This window comes from Arthrobacter sp. R-11, from assembly GCF_049913155.1.
Lineage (GTDB): Bacteria > Actinomycetota > Actinomycetes > Actinomycetales > Micrococcaceae > Arthrobacter.
In genome coordinates, this window is record NZ_CP183979.1 from 3,589,451 (window position 1) to 3,608,008 (window position 18,558).

At 66.0% G+C, this 18,558-nt stretch carries 17 protein-coding genes and 1 tRNA gene; 7 read left to right on the forward strand and 11 right to left on the reverse strand.

Annotated features, from left to right (window positions below):
* Window positions 1–34: 34 nt before the first annotated feature.
* The 4 genes from ACN9M4_RS16335 to ACN9M4_RS16350 all read left to right on the forward strand — a co-directional run bounded on the left by ACN9M4_RS16335 (window position 35) and on the right by ACN9M4_RS16350 (window position 4,052).
* A complete protein-coding gene (locus tag ACN9M4_RS16335; protein WP_426299684.1) occupies window positions 35–1,846 on the forward strand; it encodes an ABC transporter ATP-binding protein in 1,812 nt (603 codons plus the stop codon).
* Complete coding sequence (locus ACN9M4_RS16340) at window positions 1,843–3,672, forward strand: ABC transporter ATP-binding protein (protein WP_426299686.1); 1,830 nt, start codon at window positions 1,843–1,845, stop codon at window positions 3,670–3,672. The genes ACN9M4_RS16335 and ACN9M4_RS16340 overlap by 4 nt, the downstream gene beginning before the upstream one ends.
* Window positions 3,673–3,779: 107 nt before the next feature.
* A tRNA-Pro gene (locus tag ACN9M4_RS16345) sits at window positions 3,780–3,856 on the forward strand.
* A gap of 34 nt (window positions 3,857–3,890) precedes the next feature.
* The gene (locus ACN9M4_RS16350) at window positions 3,891–4,052 is read left to right on the forward strand and encodes a hypothetical protein (RefSeq protein WP_426299688.1); all 162 of its coding nucleotides are present in this window, start codon (window positions 3,891–3,893) and stop codon (window positions 4,050–4,052) included.
* Between the two features lie 3 nt (window positions 4,053–4,055).
* Here the strand turns inward: ACN9M4_RS16350 and ACN9M4_RS16355 are convergent, their stop codons facing one another.
* Window positions 4,056–4,307, reverse strand: coding sequence for a hypothetical protein (locus ACN9M4_RS16355; protein ID WP_426299690.1), 252 nt, complete (start codon window positions 4,305–4,307; stop codon window positions 4,056–4,058).
* Window positions 4,308–4,447: 140 nt separating this feature from the next.
* On the opposite strand from ACN9M4_RS16355, the gene ACN9M4_RS16360 reads away from it, so the two are divergent.
* Window positions 4,448–5,725, forward strand: coding sequence for a helix-turn-helix domain-containing protein (locus tag ACN9M4_RS16360; protein WP_426299692.1), 1,278 nt, complete (start codon window positions 4,448–4,450; stop codon window positions 5,723–5,725).
* Window positions 5,726–6,272: 547 nt separating this feature from the next.
* Here the strand turns inward: ACN9M4_RS16360 and ACN9M4_RS16365 are convergent.
* Window positions 6,273–7,361, reverse strand: coding sequence for a fatty acid desaturase family protein (locus ACN9M4_RS16365; RefSeq protein WP_426299694.1), 1,089 nt, complete (start codon window positions 7,359–7,361; stop codon window positions 6,273–6,275).
* 433 nt (window positions 7,362–7,794) lie between these two features.
* On the opposite strand from ACN9M4_RS16365, the gene ACN9M4_RS16370 reads away from it, so the two are divergent.
* Window positions 7,795–7,965, forward strand: a complete 171-nt coding sequence (locus tag ACN9M4_RS16370) for a hypothetical protein (protein WP_426299696.1) — start codon at window positions 7,795–7,797, stop codon at window positions 7,963–7,965.
* A gap of 453 nt (window positions 7,966–8,418) precedes the next feature.
* Here ACN9M4_RS16370 and ACN9M4_RS16375 read toward each other — a convergent pair whose 3' ends face one another.
* From ACN9M4_RS16375 to ACN9M4_RS16395, 5 genes are all read right to left on the reverse strand, one after another.
* A complete protein-coding gene (locus tag ACN9M4_RS16375; protein WP_426299698.1) occupies window positions 8,419–9,354 on the reverse strand; it encodes a phosphoribosylaminoimidazolesuccinocarboxamide synthase in 936 nt (311 codons plus the stop codon).
* Between the two features lie 2 nt (window positions 9,355–9,356).
* Window positions 9,357–10,664 (reverse strand): phosphoribosylamine--glycine ligase, encoded by a 1,308-nt coding sequence (gene purD, locus ACN9M4_RS16380; RefSeq protein WP_426303510.1) that lies wholly within the window; start codon window positions 10,662–10,664, stop codon window positions 9,357–9,359.
* 35 nt (window positions 10,665–10,699) lie between these two features.
* Entirely contained in the window at window positions 10,700–11,338 is a 639-nt protein-coding gene (locus ACN9M4_RS16385) for a TetR family transcriptional regulator (protein WP_426299700.1), read from the reverse strand.
* A 22-nt stretch (window positions 11,339–11,360) separates the two neighbouring features.
* Window positions 11,361–12,830, reverse strand: coding sequence for an APC family permease (locus ACN9M4_RS16390; RefSeq protein WP_426299702.1), 1,470 nt, complete (start codon window positions 12,828–12,830; stop codon window positions 11,361–11,363).
* Window positions 12,831–13,014: 184 nt separating this feature from the next.
* A complete protein-coding gene (locus ACN9M4_RS16395; protein ID WP_426299704.1) occupies window positions 13,015–14,475 on the reverse strand; it encodes a sugar porter family MFS transporter in 1,461 nt (486 codons plus the stop codon).
* 101 nt (window positions 14,476–14,576) lie between these two features.
* Here ACN9M4_RS16395 and ACN9M4_RS16400 point away from each other — a divergent pair, with 101 nt between their 5' ends.
* A complete protein-coding gene (locus ACN9M4_RS16400) occupies window positions 14,577–15,290 on the forward strand; it encodes a GntR family transcriptional regulator (RefSeq protein ID WP_426299706.1) in 714 nt (237 codons plus the stop codon).
* Window positions 15,291–15,501: 211 nt separating this feature from the next.
* On the opposite strand, the gene ACN9M4_RS16405 is transcribed toward ACN9M4_RS16400, so the two are convergent.
* From ACN9M4_RS16405 to ACN9M4_RS16420, 4 genes are read right to left on the reverse strand one after another with little or no spacing between them, the layout of a single operon-like run.
* Window positions 15,502–16,026: a flavin reductase family protein gene (locus tag ACN9M4_RS16405; protein ID WP_426299708.1), complete on the reverse strand. Its 525-nt coding sequence runs from the start codon at window positions 16,024–16,026 to the stop codon at window positions 15,502–15,504.
* A gap of 1 nt (window position 16,027) precedes the next feature.
* Window positions 16,028–16,384 (reverse strand): cupin domain-containing protein, encoded by a 357-nt coding sequence (locus ACN9M4_RS16410; RefSeq protein ID WP_426299710.1) that lies wholly within the window; start codon window positions 16,382–16,384, stop codon window positions 16,028–16,030.
* 2 nt (window positions 16,385–16,386) lie between these two features.
* A complete protein-coding gene (locus ACN9M4_RS16415) occupies window positions 16,387–17,853 on the reverse strand; it encodes a 4-hydroxyphenylacetate 3-hydroxylase family protein (protein ID WP_426299712.1) in 1,467 nt (488 codons plus the stop codon).
* Window positions 17,850–18,533 (reverse strand): DUF2848 family protein, encoded by a 684-nt coding sequence (locus ACN9M4_RS16420; RefSeq protein ID WP_426299714.1) that lies wholly within the window; start codon window positions 18,531–18,533, stop codon window positions 17,850–17,852. The genes ACN9M4_RS16415 and ACN9M4_RS16420 overlap by 4 nt, the downstream gene beginning before the upstream one ends.
* Window positions 18,534–18,558 lie beyond the last annotated feature (25 nt).

The following is an 18,558-nucleotide window of genomic DNA, read 5'->3' on the forward strand; positions in this document are numbered from 1 at the left end:
TGCCGTCTGAAGATCCAGCTGTCGAGAAGCGGGTATGTCCAAGCAAACGTCGTTCTTCACTTCCATCAAACGCCTCTACCCCCATGTCAGGCCGATCCTCCCCCGCCTCTTCCTGGGCCTGCTCAGCGCTCTGCTTGCCAGCGTGGTGGCCCTTGCCATCCCGCAGGTCCTCCGGGTCCTGGTCAATGACTTCCTCAAACCCGGCGGCGCGGGGAGCGCGGTGTGGATTTCCGCCGTCGTGATCCTGCTGCTCGGCATGGCAGAAGCGGGACTGGTGGCACTGCGCCGGCAGTTCGTCATCAACCCGGCCACCACGGTGGAGACCCGCATGCGGGTCTCGCTCTACGGCCACCTGCAGGACCTCACGGTTTCCTTCCACGACCGCTGGGGCTCGGGTCAGTTGCTTTCGCGGGCCATGACGGACCTGAACTTCCTGCGCCGCTGGATGGCATTCGGGGCCATCATGCTGGTGGTCACCACCTTGACCGTGGCGATCGGCGTCGGCGTCATGTTCACCATGAGCTGGCAACTGGCCCTGATCTTCCTGGCCGCGGCACTGCCGATCATGGTCTACTCCTTCCGTTTCCGGCGGCGCTTCAGCCTGGTGGCCCGCCTCAGCCAGGACCAGGCCGGAGACCTCGCCACCACCGTGGAGGAATCGGTCCATGGCATCCGCGTACTCAAGGCCTTCGGCCGCAGCCGCGAGGCGCTGGAAAACTTCAACGGCCAGGCAGAGGAACTGAGGCAGACCGAGATCGCCAAGGCCAAGCAGCAGGCGGAGTTCAGCCTGGTGGTGACCCTGCTGCCGGAACTGGCCCTTGGCGTCGGGCTGGTGGCGGGCATCATGCTGGCTTCCACCGGCGAGCTGAGCATCGGCTCCCTGGTGGCGTTCTTCGCCACTGCCGCTGTGGTGGCCGCACCGGTGGAGTTCTCCGGCATGCTGCTGGCGATGGCGCTGACGGCCAAAACCGCCCTGGACCGGCATTTCGAAGTCATGGACACGGCCAACACCATCACCAGTCCGGATGCGCCGCAGTCTCCGCCCCAGTTGCGCGGCGGCCTGCGCTTCGACCACGCTTCCTTCGCGTTCGACGACGGCGGTCCCCTCCTGCACGACATCACACTTGACGTCCGCCCCGGTGAGACCATGGCCCTGGTGGGCGTGACGGGAAGCGGCAAGAGCGCGCTGCTCCAACTCGTCCCCCGGCTCTACGACGCCACAGGCGGATCCGTACGGATCGACGGCGTGGACGTGCGGGAGTTCAACGTCGAGGAACTGCGGACCGTGGTTGCCGTGGCCTTCGAAGACACCACTCTCTTTTCCAGTTCCGTGCAGGAGAATGTGCTGCTCGGCGCACCTGATCCTTCCGAGGCCGCTTTGGACGAAGCGCTCGACGTCGCCCAGGCGCACTTCGCCTACTCCCTCCCCGACGGCGTGGACACCCTGATCGGCGAAGAAGGACTCAGCCTGTCCGGCGGGCAGCGCCAGCGCATCGCCCTGGCCCGGGCAATCGCGGCGAAACCGCGGGTGCTGGTGTTGGACGATCCGCTCTCGGCCCTGGACGTCAACACCGAGGAACTGGTGGAAGCCCGGCTCCGTGAAGTGCTGAAAGAGACCACCACGCTGATCGTCGCGCACCGGCCGTCCACTGTCGCCCTCGCGGACCGCGTGGCCCTGCTCGAGGACGGGCGGATTTCCGACGTCGGGACCCATACGGAACTGCTGGAGCGCAACACGCACTACCGCTTCGTCATCGCGAGCCTCGACGAAGGTCCGAAGGACCTGGACAGCAACCTCGACGACGAACTGGACGAACTGGAACAGGCCGGGGAGGCACGGCGATGAGCACTTTCGGTACATCCAACGAGGACAATGCGCACCTCAGCCGCTCGGACAGCAAGGCTGTGCGGCACCGCTCCCTCGCGCTGCTGGGCTCGCTAATCAGGCCGGTACGCGTCCGCTTCTGGCTCACGCTGGCCGTGGTGGTCCTGTCCCAGGCAACCCGCGTGGCGGGCCCGGCCATCATCGCCTTCGGCATCGACCATGCCCTGCCGGCGCTGCAGGCGGGCAGTAACGGACCCCTGCTGCTCGCCGGCGTCCTCTACCTCGCTTCCGCCGTGGCCACCGCGGCCCTCACTGCGCTCTACGTCACGTCCACGGCGCGGCTGAGCCAGGCCATGCTCCTGGACCTCCGCCTGCGGGTGTTCCGCCATACCCAGCGGCTCAGCCTCGAGTTCCACGAAAAGTACACCTCGGGCCGCATTATCGCCCGGCAGACCTCGGACCTTGAAGCCCTCCGCGAACTGCTGGACTCCGGCGTCAGCTCGCTGGCATCCGGGCTGCTGTTCATGCTGTTCACGGCCATCACGGTCTTCGCGCTCGACTGGCGCAGCGGCCTCATCATGCTGGCCGCTGGCGTCCCGATGTTCTTCCTGGCCCGCTGGTACCAGAAGCATTCGCAGATCGCCTTCCGGGAGTCCCGCGTGGTTTCGGCACGGCTGATCGTGCATTTCGTCGAGACCATGACCGGCATCCGTGCCGTCAAGGCCTTCCGGAAGGAGAAAGAGAACGCGCAGCGCTACGGCGAACTCTCCGAGGACTACCGCCGTGTGACGGTGCGCTCGATCAACCTCAACGGCATCTTCCAGCCGGGCCTGGTGCTGATCGGCAACGTGTGCGTGGCAGTGGTGCTGCTCCTCGGCGGCTTCCGGGTGCTCAGCGGCGAACTCGCCGTGGGCGTCCTCCTCGCCCTGATCCTGTCCACCAAGCGCTTCTTCCAGCCGGTGGACCAGATGGCGATGTTCTACAACTCCTTCCAAAGCGCCCAGGCCGCCCTGGAGAAGGTGTCCGGGCTGCTGGAGGAAGTTCCCACGGTGCGGCCGCCCAAGAACCCCGTTCCGCTCCCCCATGCCCGCGGCGAGATCGCGTTCCGTGACGTGGAGTTCAGCTACGGCGCCGGCAAAACGGTGGTGCCCCGCCTGAACCTGCACATTCCGGCGGGCCAGACCGTGGCCCTCGTGGGCCAGACCGGGGCCGGCAAGTCCACGCTCGCGAAGCTGATCGCCCGCTTCTACGATGTCACCGCCGGTTCCCTGACGCTCGACGGCGTGGAGCTGCGGGACCTGGACAGCAGCGAGCTGCGCCGCGCCGTGGTCATGGTCACCCAGGAAGCGTTCCTGTTCAGCGGCTCGGTGGCGGACAACATTGCCCTCGGTCGCCCCGACGCCTCGCGCGACGAGATCGAGGCGGCAGCCCGGGCCGTCGGCGCCCATGACTTCATCGCTGCACTGCCCGACGGTTATGACACCGACGTCAACAAGCGCGGGGGACGGGTTTCCGCAGGGCAGCGCCAACTGATCAGTTTTGCCAGGGCGTTCCTCGCGGCACCCGCCGTGCTGATCCTGGACGAGGCAACCTCGTCCCTGGACATTCCGTCCGAGCGGCTGGTGCAGGCCGGCCTGTCCAGCCTGCTCGCCGGCACCGGACCAGGCGGAGCCGCAGCACGGACGGCGATCATCATCGCCCACCGGCTGTCCACCGTCGAGTCCGCGGACCGGGTGCTCGTCATCCACGACGGCGAGGTGGTCGAAGACGGTTCTCCCGCCGAATTGATCAGCGGCGGCGGACGCTTCGCCGCGCTGCACGGGGCCTGGCGGGAGTCGCTCGTCTAACCGCCGGAGCACCCGTCCTGGGGGCCCTGTCCGGGGACGGTGCGCCGCCGATTTCGCATCCGGGGCAGGGATCGGCTATCCTTGAACACGTTGCTTTTGCAACGGATCGGGATGTAGCGCAGCTTGGTAGCGCGCTTCGTTCGGGACGAAGAGGTCGCAGGTTCAAATCCTGTCATCCCGACCAATTAGAGCAGGGCCTTCCATTAGGGAGGCCTTGCTTGTTTAAGCAAAACAATTCGCTGGCCGGTTTTTCCGGCCGGCTTTCCGGCGCCGGCGAAAAACATTCCATTGGCCGGTTTAGCATTTCGCCGCCGGGCCCTCCGACGGAAAAGAAATCACCCCGACGCCCAGACGCCGGGGTGATTTATCAAATCAATTGATTATTACATTGGGTCCGGCCAGTTGCCGATGGCCTGGGCGCGCATCGGATCAGGCCAGTTGCCAATGGCTTGGGCGCGCATCGGATCAGGCCAGTTGCCAATGGCCTGTGAGCGCATAGGATCGGGCCAATTGCCGATACTGAGCACCGTATGAACGGCGTCTGCGACAGGGGCTGCAGAGATGACGGCCGGAGCCGCGGCCGTGAATGCAAGAGCGCCCGCCAAGGCGACAGATGCAGCGATCTTCTTGAACATGGTTTTCCCTCGATGCGAGTCGGATTCGTTATGGAAATTAGTGCGGTCCCTGTTGACACACATTGTAAAATGTTTTCCACAGAGGCTGTCAAGGTTAACCCGGAAAGACGGCACTAAAGCACCATATCTAGGAGGACGCGGTGGGCAACGGATTCGGAGAAAAGCTCCGTGCCGAGCGGCTCGAACGAGGATTGACCCAGGCCGAACTGGGCAAGGACCTCTACTCCCCCAGCTACATTTCACTGCTGGAGACCGGCCGCCGCGAACCCACTGCCGAGGTCATCGAAGAACTTGCCCGCCGGCTCGAGTTGGCACCCAAAGCCCTGGAAGCCTGGAGCCAGCCGGTGTCCGTCAGCGATGCCGAGTACGTACTTGCCGGCCTTTACGCGCGGCAGGCATGGGACCTCAGGGACTACCCGCTGGCGGCCAGCCACGCTGCGGCCGCGGCGCAGATCGCCCTGGAAGCGCGGAACACCAGCGCCTGGTGGAACATGACCTACATGCAGGCCGAATGCGTCATGAAGCAGGGCCAGCTCAAGGAGTGCCAGAAGATCATCCAGCATCTACTGGAGCACCCGATGGCCACCGAATCGGCGGGCCTCGGCGTCCGCGCCCGCCAGATGCTCGCCGCCGTCTGCCACGGCCAAGGGCAGCTGGCCACCGCCGTCGAACACGCCACGGAGGCGGTCCGGCTCAGCCAGCAGCTCCCCAAGGGCTCCACGCTCATCATCGGCGCGCACCGGGCCCTTATCGGTGCCCTCGCCGAAAGCGGCAAGCTGGACGAGGCCTGGAAATACTGCGAGTCCATGATGGCGCAGATGGACGAACACTCCATGTCCCAGCTCGCAGGCGAAGTCGCCTGGGTGGTGGGCAACGTGGCCTTCATGCGGCACGACTACGCTGAAGGGATCAAACACCACGAGCGCGCGGCAAAGCTCCTCTCCCCCGCAAACGACATCGAACTCTGGGCCCGCTTCAACAAGGCCTCGGCGGCTGTCAGGTTGTCTTCGGGCATCGTGGAACCCGAGACGCTCTCGGCGATCGAGCGTGCCGAACTCGCCCTGTCGATCGTGGGCGGCAACAAGACCGACCAGCTGGAAGTGGCGTTCATCCGCGCGCGCTGGCTCTACCTCACGGGGGACATCCTGGCCGCCGTCGCGAAGCTTCGTGAAATCCACGCGGACCGTGGCGAACTGGCCCGCCACACCGCAGGCGAGGTGTCCTTCCTGCTCGGCAAGGCACTCAAGGCCGCCGGTGAGAACGCCGATGCCCTGGTCTACCTAGAAGAAGCGCAGGCGGACTTCACGGCCGCGGGCGCGGCGGACCGTGTCCAGCAGGCCATGGATTCGCTCCTGGAGATCCGCCTCGCCGAACGGCGCGCCCAGGCGGCCAGCCACGCTGCGAACTCCCCCAAGTAGCCGAATCCCGGAAAAAGACAGGGTCCCCGTGGGGTCCATTCATGCCTCGGGCCGATGACGGCGCGTCCGCTGGGGTCCACCTTCTTTGATCGTCCCCTGAAGGGGCGGTTGGCTGCGCTTGTAGAGCTGCCTAGCTTTGCGGGCGTTAGAGCGGAGTTGGATGATCCTTGCCGCGCCCGCGACAGCTACGACTATTCCCCCGCCCACGCTGGCGATGAATAGTGCCATTCCCAGGGCGAGCGTACCTTCGAGGCCTAGGAACATTACCCTGGCGGGTTCCTGATTCTGCAGGATGAAGATGATCAGCAGCACTAGCATGATGAGCGCTACGACAACGGCCACCCAGACCACACCGGACCGGGTTGGCTTGGGCCTTGCCACAGTGGGAAGGGAGGAGGCGGTTTCCGAAGTCGCTCCTGTCTGGGGCTGCTGCTTCGGCGGCAGGCCTCCGGGCGTCACTGGTTCCGATGCCATTATTGGTCACTTTCCTCTCGGTACACTTCAATCCTCCGCTCTTGAGCGGCCCGCGGCACCCCCGCGCCTCCATTCATCGTGGCCTGTGGTTTTCCGCAACGGGGCATTCGAATGGTCCACCAGCCATCAGGCCGACGGCGTTCAGGTAACGGACCACGATCGCGTAGGAGGCGATGAGGCTGGTCTCGGTGTAGGGGATTCCCTGCTCCAGGCAGGTGGAGCGCACCAACGTGGCTGCACGGTGCAGGTATGGACGGGGCATATCCGGGAACAGATGGTGTTCGATCTGGCGGTTTAGCCCACCCATGAGAGTGTCCATGAACCAGCCCCCGGCGATGTTGCGTCCCGTAATCACCTGACGGTGAAGGAAGTCCGCCCGGCTGGATGCTGGCATGACGGGCATGCCCTTGTGGTTGGGCGCGAACGAGGCGCCCATGTAGAACCCGAATACGCCCACCTGCACGCCGAGGAACGCGAACGCCATGCCAACGGGCAGGATCCAGAACACGAGCACCGGAACCAAGAGCAGCCGCATCGTTAGCAGCGGGATCTCGACCCACCGGTGATCAACGCTCCCGCGGCGAAACAGGTACTTCAACGAATCAACGTGCAGGCTCAGGCCAAGGAAGAACAGCAGTGGGAACAGCAGCCATCCCTGCCGGCGCGTCACCCCGATCATCAAGCCGGTACGCGAAGCCGCCGCCTGCGGATGGAAGGCGATCGCCCCGGTGTGGATATCCGGATCCTTATCGATCATATTGGGGTGGTTGTGGTGACGGGTGTGCTTCCGGGTCCACATGGCGTAGCTGATCCCCACCAAACCGGTCCCGATAAGGCGGGCGGACCACTCATTCATACCCTTGGATGCGAAAATCTGACGGTGTGCTGCTTCGTGGGCCAGAAATCCAAACTGGGTCAGCACCACGCCCATGCCGGCCGCGATCAGCAGTTGGAACCAGGTGTCCGCAAGCAGGATGAATCCGGTCCAGGTGCCCGCCCAGGCTGCCATCAGAATGACGAAGACGGTGATGTAGAAACCGCGCCTGCGTCGTAGCAAGCCAGCCTGCCGCACCTGCTTGAGGAGAAGGACGTAACTGTTGACCACTTGGTTCGGGGACTGGCGCTGGCGTGGATTTTCAGCCTCTGAAGGTGCTTTTTCCATGATGCCTCGAACCGCTCGGGGGCGCAGCGCGGCGCTACTTACCCTTGCCCAAAGAATACGCCCGCTTGGACCGGGGCGGAATGGCCTTGCACCCCGCGCAGATTCATTTCGTTTGTAAGCTGCCGGCACTCACGGATACCTTGGCGGTCCAGGGCAGAAAATTGCCCGGCCACGTGGTGCGGCGCCGCAGGAAGAAGCCTTCGGCTGGTGGCCTTGATAAGGGTGCTGGTAAGTGCAATTAATGATCTTGTGGCCATGGTTGGCGCCCCAACACAACAGGGGCAGGCCTGCCGTTCACAAAACGAGCCCTTGGAAGGTGCCGGGGGCGCCTTGCGAGGAACCAACAGCTGCGATTGGGCTGTACTGAACATGTCGCAAGGGGAATCCGAAAACCTCGGTGCGGATTCCCGCAAGGAAACGGAATGCGTTCACCATGAACACGCTTCTAATTGTTGTAGGCGTTATCGCCATAGTCCTGCTCTTCGTCGGCGGATTCACGCCGTCACTGAGCTTCCTGCTGTGGGTTGGCGTGATCGTCTTGGCCCTCGCCGCCATCGGCTGGCTCCTCAGCTTCACCTCCCGACGGCGATCCCACGGCGTCTAAGGCTGGCTTGGTCAGGAGTCCGGTCTTCTCCCCAGTCCGGACCTCCCGATCCGCAGCCTTCCCGGCCCTGGCCGTCAAGGCCAGTCACCTCCACCGCCGGGAACCGTTGGCCGGGTTTCCGGCACGCAGGACGCCGGCCCCCTAGCCACGGACCGGCGTCTCTCAAGTCGCAAGCAGTCGTCCCTCAAGTCGCAAGCAGTCAAGGAACAATGCAATGAACGGGAATCCCAGAGACCCGGCACCGAGCGAGGTGCCCCCGGACCCCACGACAAGTCCGCGCGAGGGCTTCCCGTTCGATGCCACGCAGGACCCTCCCGTGGAGGACCCCGACGCCAACCCTACGGATGGCCCGGGAACCAATCCGCAGGAGCGCCCCGAGGGGAACCCTGCCTTGGAAGATCCGCAGAAACGCCCGGGACGGTAGGCGACGACGCCCACTTGCTACCGGTCGTGTCAGGCGAAGCTGCGTCCGGTGAGCTTCTCGTAGGCCTCGACGTAGCGGGCCCGGGTGCGTTCGACGACGTCGGCCGGCAGCGCGGGCGGCGGGGTGTCGGATGCGCGGTCCCAGCCTGATTCGGCGGAGGTCAGCCAGTCACGGACGTACTGCTTGTCGAAGGACGGCTGTGCCTTGCCCGGTTCGTAGCTTGCCGCGTCCCAGAAGCGCGAGGAGTCCGGGGTGAGCACTTCGTCGCCCAGGGTGATGACGCCGCTGGCGCCGTCCACGCCGAACTCCACCTTGGTGTCCGCCAGGATGATGCCGCGGTCGCGCGCGATCTCCTCGGCCTTGGTGTAGATGGCCAGGGTGAGTTCGCGGAGCCGGTCCGCGACATCCGGACCCACGGCATCCACCACGGCCTCGAAGGTGATGTTCTCGTCGTGTTCGCCCACCTCCGCCTTGGCGGACGGCGTGAAGATGGCTTCCGCCAGGCGGGAACCGTCCACCAGGCCCTCCGGCAGCGGGATGCTGCAGACGGTGCGGGACTGCTTGTATTCGGCCAGGCCGGAGCCCGTGAGGTAGCCGCGGGCGATGCACTCAACGGGGAACATGTCCAGCTTCTTGCAGATCATCGCCCGGCCCTCGACGGCCTCGGGAACACCGCCGGCCACGGTCGAGGCCAGCACGTGGTGTTCCACGCCGAGCTGTTCGAACCACCACAGGCTCAGCTGGGTCAGGATGCGGCCCTTGTCCGGGATTTCGCTGGAGAGCACGTGGTCAAAGGCGCTGATCCGGTCGCTGGCCACCACCAGGACGCAGTCCTGGCCAACCTGTTCCCTGATCGATTCGTCGGCCGGGACGTAGAGGTCGCGGACCTTGCCGGAGTACACGTGCTTCCAGCCCGGAAGATCGAGAGTCTCGGCGGCAAAACCACCGGTGTTGAGTTCGGTCATGATCAGCCCTTCACCGCCGGGATCGTGCCGGTGGTCGGGGACACCCGGATTTCGCCGCGGGCGGCTTTGCCTGCGATGTCCGTACGGTACTGGCTGCCTTCCAGCTGGACCAGCTCGACGCCGTCGTACGCCCGTTCACGGGCTTCCACCAGGTCGCTGCCGAGCGCCACTACGGCGAGGACACGCCCGCCGGCAGAGACCACCCGGCCTTCCTCGTCCAGCTTGGTGCCGGCGTGGATGACGTGGACGCCTTCGAGGCTTTCAACCTTCTTCAGTCCGGTGATGCGGTCACCGGTGCGGGGGGTGTCGGGGTAGTTTTCGGCCGCGACGACGACGGCGACCGCGGAGTCCTTGGACCAGCGCAGCTCTTCGGCGGTGTCCAGTTCGCCCTTGGCCGCTGCCAGCATCAGGGAACCCAGGGGGGTCTTGAGCCGGGCAAGGACGGCCTGCGTTTCGGGGTCGCCGAAGCGGGCGTTGAATTCGATGACGCGGGTGCCGCGCGAGGTCAGGGCCAGGCCGCAGTACAGCACGCCGACGAAGGGGGTGCCGCGGCGGGCCATCTCGTCCACGGTGGGCTGGGCCACGCGGTCGATGACTTCCTGGACGAGGCCTTCGGGAGCCCAGTCCAGCGGGGTGTAGGCACCCATGCCGCCGGTGTTGGGGCCTTCGTCGTTGTCGAAGATGCGCTTGAAGTCCTGCGCGGGGGAAAGGGGGACAGTGGTGCGGCCGTCGCAGAGGACGAAGAGGGAAACCTCGGGGCCGTCCAGGAACTCTTCGATGACCACGGATCCGCCGGCGTCGAAGCAGGCCTGGGCGTGGGCCAGGGCCTCGGCGCGGTCGTTGGTGACCACCACGCCCTTGCCGGCCGCCAGGCCGTCGTCCTTGACAACGTGCGGGGCACCGAAGGTGTCCAGTGCGTCGGCGGCTTCCTCGGTGTTGGTGGCGACTCGGGCCATCGCGGTGGGCACGCCGGCTTCGGCCATGACCTCCTTTGCGAAGGCCTTGGACGCCTCAAGCTGGGCTGCGGCCTTGCTGGGGCCGAACACCGGGATGCCGGCTTCGCGAACGGCGTCGGACACACCGGCGGCGAGCGGAGCCTCGGGGCCTACGACCACCAGGTCCACCGTGAGCTTGCCGGCAAGCTGCGCGACGGCGGCGGGATCGTTGCCGTCGATGGCGTGCGTGGGAACCAGCTTGGCGATGCCGGCGTTGCCCGGAGCCGCGTGGACCTCGGACACGTTGGGATCTTCGAGCAGGGAGCGGACAATGGCGTGTTCGCGGCCGCCGGGGCCAATGACGAGTACCTTCACAGTCTCCAAGGGTACTTTGTGCCGCCTGCCCGGACCTAAGCGGTGTCGTCGATGGCTGCCTTCAATCCCGCCGCGAGGACGTCGGCGAGGAAGGTGAAGCGGTCGGTCTTGCTGGCTGCCACAGCATCCAGTGCCATGGACAGATGGGGGTAGCTCTCTTGCCGGCCCTCATCGATGCTCCACGCGGCCTCCATGGCGAAGGCGTCGAGGCTTGCACCGATCGCCGCACTGTCCAGGGCCTCGATAGCCGGGATGATCAGGTGCGCCGGGACTCCGGCCTTCTCGAAAGCCGCCACGAAGTGGTCGTAGAGGCCGAGCGCGGCGGGGTGGGTGACCGGCTGGGTGAGCAGCAGCGGAAGGAGGGCCGGCACCAGGCGGTAGGCACTGATCAGGGCCTCAAACGTCTGGCGGATGACGCCGTCGAGCGTGTCCGGGAACTGTTCCGGCACCCGGGCCCGCTCCACCAGCGCGCCGCGGGCCAGTTCGATGATTTCCTGGCGGCCGCTGACGTGCTTGTAAAAGGAGGACTGGGTGACTTCGAGGCGCTCGGCGAGCTTGGGCAGGGAGAGGTCCTCCCCCGCTTCGAACATGGCCAGGGCGGCCCGGCCGATGGCCTTGCGGGAAAGCCGCGGGGTGAGGGGACGCCCCATCTTCTTCTTCGCCGAAGTCTGCATTCCTCCAGCCTAGGCTCCCGGCTTACTCCGCGTGTCCAATGCGCTGGTAGGCGGCCGGGTTTACCCGCCGCAGGACGACGGCGAGCGCCACCCCCGCGGCGAACACCAGCGGTGCGATGACCAGCAAGGTGGTGTTGACCGGGTCGCCTGGTGGCAGTCCGGTGATCAGTTCCGCGTTGGCGGCCATGAGGAAGGACACCACCACCATCAGCACCGTGGCGATGACCGCAGAGGGAACCACGTACCAGCGCAGGCTGCGGTCCCGGCGGCGGAGGAAGAAAGCCACGACGCCGATTCCGGTCAGCGCCTGCAGGAACAGGATGCCCAGCACGCCCGGAGTGTTCGTCCAGATCAGGAACTGGGTGAACGGGTCGAGCTGGAACACGGCCGCAGCGGCCACGAGGACCAGGGCGAGCAGGGTCTGTTCGAGTCCGGCCACCGACGGCGTGCTGTACCGCGGGCTGATCCGGCCGGAGTGTTTGGGGAAGATGCCCTCGCGGCTGAGCGACAGCGTGTAGCGGTTGATGGTGTTGTGGAAGGACAGCTGGGAAGCGAAGATGCTGGTCACGATCAGCAGGCTCATGAGGCTCACACACCATTCGCCCGCGAACTCGCCGGCCATGATGTACGCGGTGTCGCCGGCGTCGAGGTGGCCGGCGGCGAAGTCCTGGATGGCCTTGGGCCCGAAGGCCTGCACCATCATCCACACGGAGAAGGCGTAGAACGCGCCGATGAACGCGATGGAAATGTAGGTGGCGCGGGGCACGCTACGGTCCGGGTCGCGTGCTTCTTCCCGGTAGAGGGCGCCTGATTCGAAGCCCATGAAGGCCGAAAAACCCAGGGAAATGACCGCGGCGAACTGCGGAGAGAAGATGGCCTCGGGACTGAAGGAATCGAACCCGATGCCCTGAGCGCCTCCCTTGCCGAGAACGAAGACGGCGACGATCGCGACGATCACGGTCTCCAGGGTGAGCAGCACGGCCAGTACCTTGGCGCCGACGTCGATGCCGCGCCAGCCCAGGTACCAGACGGCGGCGATGGCGATGATCGCGTAGAGCCACCACGGGAGGGAGATGCCGGTGAGGCCCTTGACGGCCAGGTCCGCCTGGATGCCGAGCAGCCCGTAGAGGCCGATCTGGATGCCGTTGTAGCTCATCCAGGCCGTGAGCCCGGAGCCCAGGCCGATCACCCGGCCCAAGGTCTTGGAGATGTAGCCGTAGAAGCCGCTGTAGGACTTGACGTGCCGGGTGAGCGCCATGAAACCGATGGCGAAAAGCGCCAGGCCTATTGCCGCGACGATGTAGATGGCAGGGGCACCCACACCGCCGACGGCGAGCGCCAGCGGCGCGATGCCCACCACGATGGTGAGCGGGGCGGCAGCCGAGACGAGCATGTAGACGATGTCCCGCGTGCCGATCGCATTCTTTTTCAGTCCGCCGGGGGCGATGTCTGTGGACGGCGCCGTTGCCGCCTCCTCATTAGTGAAAGCCATTCACTTATGATGATGCACCTCAAATACCCCGTCAATAGCCCGACGACAAGTCATCCGTTTTTGACGCCCGGATGAAGGGTTAAATGCCAGGGAGCATGCCCACTCCCGGCTGCGAGGGCTGGACATATGCGCACTATGTCCAACCTTCGAAGCCAAGAGGGGCATGCTCCCCGCGGCTTGGGGCTCAGCGCTTGGCCGCGGGCACCCCGCCGGAAACCTCGCGGGAAACACCGCCGGGCACCCCGCGGGAAACCTCGCGGGATTCCCAGCGTCCGCCGTTCTCCCAGAAGATCCGGATGTCCTCCAGGTTGCGGCCCTTGGTTTCGGGGGCCAGGCGGTGCACGAAGAAGAACGCGGCCACGGCGAGCGCGCCGAAGACGGCGAAGGTGCCGGCCCCACCCAGGCGCTGGAGCATGGTGAGGAAGAAGGCGGAGACCACCACGTTGGCGATCAGGTCCGAGGTGAGCATGGTGCTGGCACCCAGGGAGCGCAGGCGGGCCGGGAAGCTTTCGCCGGCGTAGACCCACACCAGGGCACCGAAGCCGAAGGTGAAGCCGACCGTGAAAAGCAGCACGCCCAGGAAGCCGAGCACGGTGAGAGCGCCGCCGAAGGACTGGCCGGCCAGGAAGACGCCGATCAGCAGGGCGTTCGCCACCACCATCATGCCGATGCCGCCAAGCAGGATCGGCCGCCGTCCCACCTTGTCGACGAGGGCGAGGGAGACGAACACGGCCACGAGGGACGCGGCCTGGACCAGGGCTGGCAGGAGCAGCAGCGCCTCGTTGCCACTGAAGCCCATGGCCTCGAAGATGCGCGGGCTGTAGTAGACCACGGCGTTGATGCCGGTGATCTGGATGAAGAAGCCCAAGCCCACCACGAACACGGTGGCGCGCAGGAACGGCTTGCGGAGCATTTCCTTGACCACTCCGGACTTGCGTCCGCCGGATTCCTCGGCGAGCGCGGCACGCATGCCCTCGATCTCGGCGTCGATGTCGGAGTCAGGTTCGATCGTGGTGAGGGTGCGGCGGGCTTCCTCGAAGCGGCCCTTCATGACGTACCAGCGCGGGGTGTCCGGGAGCCGGAGGAGGATGGCCAGCACGGCCACCGCGGGAACCGCGGCCAGGCCCAGCATCCAGCGCCACTCGCCGGTGGAGGACAGGGCCCAGGAGGCGATGTAGCCCAGGATGATGCCGATGACCGTGGCCACCTGGTAGGCAACGAGCATGGCGCCGCGCACCTTGGCCGGCGAGCTCTCGGCAACGAAGACCGGGACCACCACCACCGAGATGCCGATGGTCAGGCCCAGGAACAGGCGGGCCACCATCAGGACCGGGATGCCGGGGGCGAACGCACTCAGCAGGGCGAAGGCGGCATAGGAGGCGGCGACGGCCACCATGGACGCCTTGCGGCCGATGCGGTTGGAGAGCCAGCCGCCCACCAGGGCGCCGAGCACTTCGCCGACAACGACGGCGGTGGTCACCATTTCCTGGTCGCTCGTGGAGAGGTGGAATTCCTTGGTCAGGAACAGCAGGGCGCCGGCGATGTTGGACAGGTCGTAGCCGTAGATCACGCCGACGGCGGCGGCAGTCGCGCCGATCAGGAGGCCGAGCCGCGGGGTGCTGCGCAGGTCGTTCAGGAGAGACATCGGTGTCCTCGGGGGCTGGGAGACAGGGGCTGAATTGGTATATACCAACTTGCACAAGATTGGCATAGACCAATCTGGCCGTCAAGAGTTAAGATCGGACGGTGAGCGAACTGCCGAAGTACTACGTCTACAAGATGCGCATCCTGGAGATGATCGCGGACCTGCCTCCGGGCTCCCTCATCCCCACCGAGCGCACGCTCGCCCTGGACTTTGGCACCTCCCGCACCACAGTCCGCAAGGCCATCGGCGAGCTCGTCGCCGAAGGCAAACTCACCCGCACCCAGGGCTCGGGCACCTACACGGGCGGGCCGAAAATCACGCACGTGCGGCAGCTGACCTCCTTCACCGAGGACGCGCAGGCAATCGGCTACACCCCGTCGTCGGAAATCCTGGAGATCGAGCAGCTCCATGTGGACGGGAGCCATGCCCTCGAGGCCGAGCACATGCAGCTCGCTCCGGGCGCCCCCTTCGTAAGGGTGCAGCGTGTCCGCCTGGGCAACGGCGAACCGCTCGGCCTGGAAACGGCCTGCATCCCGGGCGAGCTGACGGGCTTCGACGAGCGCCTGCGGGAGCGCGGTTCGCTGTACGCGACCCTCCGGGAGGACTTCGGCATCCGGATCACCGAGGTGGAGGACGGCGTCGAGACCTATCTTGCAGGTCCTGAGGAAGCCCGGCTCCTGAAGGTCGAAATGGGTTCGCCGCTGCTGCGGATCGACCGCACCGGATTCGACGACGCCGGCAAGGTGGTCGAGTGGACCGTCGGCCGCTTCTGCGGGGACCGCTTCCGCTTCGTGGCCCGGACCCGCGCAGCCTGATCCACCGGACATGTCCGGCCTTGGCGCCGAGGTGTGCGCATGTTACTGATATGTCCGGTCTTCGAAACCAAAGGTGGACATGTGCGGTGGGGGCGGCAGGCCGCCGTCGGGATTTAACAACAGGGTGTTAAAAGCGGAAAGCCGCCGCCCTCCGGTGTCCGGAAGACGGCGGCCTTGCTATGCGCCAGCTGGCCCTAGGACGTGCAGCGCCCTAAAACGTCCAAGGCATCGCATCGTGGTTGAAGTCGCGGAACGAGCCGAACTTGCCGGCATTGAAGGCCAGGCCCTCGCCGTCCCGGTCCCGGCAGGAGACGACCTGGCCGAAGAACACCTGGTGGTCGCCGATGTCGTACTGGTGCACCACCTTGCACTCGGCCTGCGACAGCGCACCCGCCACCACCGACAGGCCGCCCTCCGTCGTGTCGAACGACCCGGCTTCGAAGCGGGCTCCGCCGCGGGTGGCGAACTGCCGTGCCACGGCTTCCTGCTTCGCGCCGAGGATGGAGATGGCGAACCTCCCGCTGGCCAGCACGGCGTCGCCGGTGCGGGTGTTGAAGTTCAGCGAGATCATCAGGATGGGCGGGTCCAGGCTGATGGAGGTGAGCGAGTTGATGGTCATGCCATACTGCTCGCCGTCGTGCTCAGTGGTCACCACGGCCACACCGGTGAGGAAGCGGCCCATGGTCCGGCGCATGGCCAGCCCGTCGGGCTCGGCGAAGACTGCTGGAGTGACCATGTCAGTTCTTTCCGTCCTGGTAGTAACGCACTTCGAACATCTTGGCTCCATTCTCGGAGATCCACGGTCCGTGTTCCATGCCTGGCGGGCGCGTGGCCCAGTCGCCGGCCTTGAAGGTCCTGCCCAGGCGCTGGTCCACGAAGGAGCCCTCGAAGATGAAGACCTCTTCCCAGAAATCGTGGGTCAGGGCGCCGTTGGGCGAGGTGTCCGTGCCCGGTTCGAACTTCAGGATCCGGGTGACGGAGTCGTTGGAGTCATCCCGGGCCAGGATGGCCTCGGACAGGCCCTCGATGTGTGGGTTGCACGGGGTGAACTCCACCGAGGATGTGGGAGTGAATTCGAACTCCGGCTTTGCCATGGCTAGTCCTCCTCCTTGCGGCCGTCCACGTCGTAGCCGGCCAGGAACTCGTCCAGTTCGGCCACATGCTTTTCGTAGCCGTAGTTGCGGTAGGTGTAGGCGCCCCTCACCACGAACGGTGCCCCGGCGTAGAACAGCTCGTACTGCTGGTGGCGGCCGCCGAACTCGGTGCCGATGATGTCCCAGGCCAGGCGGAAGAGCTTGATGCGTTCCTCGCTGCTGACGTTCGGGGACGCGACGTACTTCTCGACGTCGGGAGCAGTCACCTCGCTCTTCATGTCAGCGACGCCGGAGGGCAGCTGAAGCACGCCACCGCCGGCCAGGTCGCGGAGGATCTGGATGACGCGCGGGTAGGTCTCGGACTGCAGGCCCATGATGCCGTAGAGCGCACGCTTTCCCGGAACCAGCATGCCGGACTCGTCGGCTTCGGCGCTGTACTCCGCAGCGAGGAGCGCGGACTCGACCGAGGAGACCAGCGCCGCGAGTTCGCCGAGCTTTTCCTGGACGCCGGGGATCCGGTCGGTTCCGTTGACGGCGGCGATCTTGCGGGCCACGGCCGCGATGAACTGCAGCTTGACCGTCAGGCGGGTCTGCGCCTGCCAGTTGCCCAGGGCGTGGGCGCCGGTGTCGAAGAACTGGCGGCGCAGCGTGTCGATGTTCCGGTTGATGAATACGCGCTCCCACGGCACCAGCACGTCGTCGAAGATCACCAGGGCGTCGGATTCGTCGTAGCGGCTGGTGAGCGGGTAGTCGAACTCGCTCGTGGTGCTCGTGGCGTAGGGGCGGCGGCAGAGGAACTTCAGGCCCTTGGTGGCGGCCGGCAGCGCGAAGCTGATGGCGAAGTCCACGTCGTCCGGACCCAGCGGCTTGATGCAGGTGACGAACACTTCGTCGGCGATGGCGCCGCCGGTGGCAAGCATCTGCGAGCCGCGCACGATCAGGCCTTCTTCGGTCTCTCCGACCACACCCACCTGGATGTTGTCGCCCTCCCAGCCGGACGCCGTCGTCGCCCGCGAATACTGCGGCGGGATGATCGCGTAGGAGACATACAGGTCCTCCCGCAGGATCCGCTCGTAGTAGCGGGTGAGGTTGCCGGCGTAGTCGCGTTCCTCGCTGGCGAAGACCTCAGGGTGCGCGCCGAAGGCGGCGAAGAAGGTGCCGACATGGTCGGGGCTGCGGCCCACCCAGCCGTGGGTGTGCTTGGCCCAGCGCTCCACGGCGAGGCGGCGGAGCTTCAGTTCCTCGGCGCTGCGCGGGATGCTGAAGACCCGGTTGGCCGTGCCCCCGATTTCCTCGCTGTGGTACTGCATGCCGTTGGCCGGGTCCGCGGCGATGTCGAAGAGCTCGGCGATAGTGCGGGCCACGTTGCGGAATGCGGGGTGTTCGGCGACGTTGTCGACTACCGCGCCGTCAATCAATACCGTGCGCCCGTCGTTGAGCGTCTTGATGTACTCGTCTCCGGTCCTCATGACTGCAGTCCTTTCGTGATGATGTACGTGTGGTCAATGGTGTTTCCGTTGGGGAAGGTCAGTTCGATGCGCCATTCGCGCCCGTAGATGAACTCGCCGCCGATCACCGGCAGGGTTCCGCCGAGGCAGACGAAGTCGCCGTCGCCGATGTCGCTGCGCTCCAGGAGCAGCCCGACGACATTGGCCGGCGTGCGGAGCTTGTCCAGCGTGCCGTCCTGGTACAGGCGGCCGTCCACCCAGCTGCGGGCGCGGCACTCGTCCAGCGAGAGGCTTTCGAGTTCGGGGATCGCGACGACGGTGCCGGCCACCGGTTTGGGGCAGGCCCGCTTCGAATCGCCGATGTCGAGGGTTTCGACGTGCCGGTCCGTGTGGTCCGAGGCTATTCCAAGGTAGTAGCGGCCGCCGTGCCGGATGTAGAGCGGCTCGATTTCGCCGGAGGTCTTCTCCCCCGCGACATCCAGCGCCGCTGCCGGGCTGACCGTGACGCTTTCCACGGGGTAGAACATGGGTACGGCCGGCGGCGGTGCCACGCCGATGGCGGCGAGTTCGTCGATGTGGTGCTGGACGGCGGCGGCGTCGCGGCCGGTGTATCCGGCCACGACGGCGGTGAAGTCGGTGAGCTCGATCGTCTCACCGGTGCCCGCGACGTCGAACGCCAGCGTTCGGGTGTTTGTCTTCATGGGTGTCTTTCCTGCTCAGGGTCCA